1 pseudogene is annotated in these 1564 nt (G+C 56.1%); it reads left to right on the forward strand.

Annotation, left to right across the window (positions count from 1 at the left end):
- A pseudogene (locus tag B3X18_RS12220) lies at window positions 1-1564 on the forward strand (Ig-like domain-containing protein); the annotation flags it as partial.

A 1564-nucleotide genomic window follows, 5' to 3' on the forward strand; every position in this document is an offset into this window, starting at 1 on the left:
GCACAGACTGGAGTCGCAGATAACACCTATCAATACAGAGCTGTCGTGACTGATGTTAATGGCAACAGCAGTGTCACAGATACAGTTAGTGTCACTGTAGATACAGCTGCTCCAGCTGCTCCTGAGCTTGATCCGGTTAACGTAACTGATCCGATTAGTGGGACAGCGGAAATTGGGGCTACTGTCACTGTTACCTTCCCAAATGGCACGATCGCTACCACACTTGCAGATGAAAGTGGCAGCTGGAGTGTAGCTAACCCGGGTGGTCTTACTAATGGTGAAGTTATTACTGCAATAGCAACAGATCCTGCAGGGAATGCATCATTATCGGGTAGCGGTATAGTTTCAGCTGATATTACAGCGCCAGTGGTGGTGCTGGATGATAGTTCCAGCAGAGATAATACCCCACCGTTGAGTGGTACGGTTAATGATACTGCCGCACGAATCGTGGTTACTCTCAATGGTACTGATTATGAAGCCGTAAATAACGGTGATGGTACCTGGACTTTAGCAGATAATACTTTGCCGGTATTACAGGACGGGACATATAACCTTACTGTAAGAGCCATAGACCAGGCAGGTAATACGGGTACAGATACAGCAACTTTAACTATAGATACTATTACGACAGTAGAGCTGAATGTGGTGATCAATGCCGATGGCAGTGCCACTCTCAGCGGTACCACCGAACCGGGTGCCAGTGTAACGGTACGGGGCCCGGACGGAGCAGTAGTACCGGTCACAGTGGCGCCAGATGGCAGCATCACTGGCAGTATTGCTGCGCCGGCTCTCGCCGGTAACTACACCGCCACCGCGACCGATATTAACGGCAACACTGCCACCGATACCGCGACTGCAACAGATAGCACGCCACCGGCCGTAGAGCTGAATGTGGTGATCAATGCCGATGGCACTGCCACCCTCAGCGGTACCACCGAACCGGGCGCCAGTGTAACTGTACGGGGCCCGGACGGAGCAGCAGTGCCGGTCACAGTGGCGCCAGATGGCAGCATCAGTGGCAGTATTGCTGCGCCGGCTCTTGCCGGTAACTACACCGCCACCGCGACCGATATTAATGGCAACATTGCAAGCGATACTGCAATTGCAACAGATAGCACGCCACCGGCCGTAGAGCTGAATGTGGTGATCAATGCTGATGGCAGTGCCACCCTCAGCGGCACCACCGAACCGGGCGCCAGTGTAACTGTACGGGGCCCGGACGGAGCAGCAGTGCCGGTCACAGTGGCGCCAGATGGCAGCATCACTGGCAGCATTGCTGCGCCGGCTCTCGCCGGTAACTACACCGCCACCGCGACCGATATTAACGGCAACACTGCCAGCGACGCGTAGGGTACGAGAGTAGATCCCGGACGGCGCGGTAACCTTAAAGAGGTGATCAATGCTGATGGCAGTGCCACCCTCAGCGGCACCACCGAACCGGGCGCCAGTGTAACTGTACGGGGCCCGGACGGAGCAGCAGTGCCGGTCACAGTGGCCCCAGATGGCAGCATCAGGGGCAGTATTGCCGCGCCGGCTCTCGCCGGTAACTACACCGCCACCGCGG

It is taken from the genome of Acinetobacter sp. UBA6571 (assembly GCF_002434085.1).
Classification (GTDB): domain Bacteria; phylum Pseudomonadota; class Gammaproteobacteria; order Pseudomonadales; family Moraxellaceae; genus Acinetobacter; species Acinetobacter radioresistens.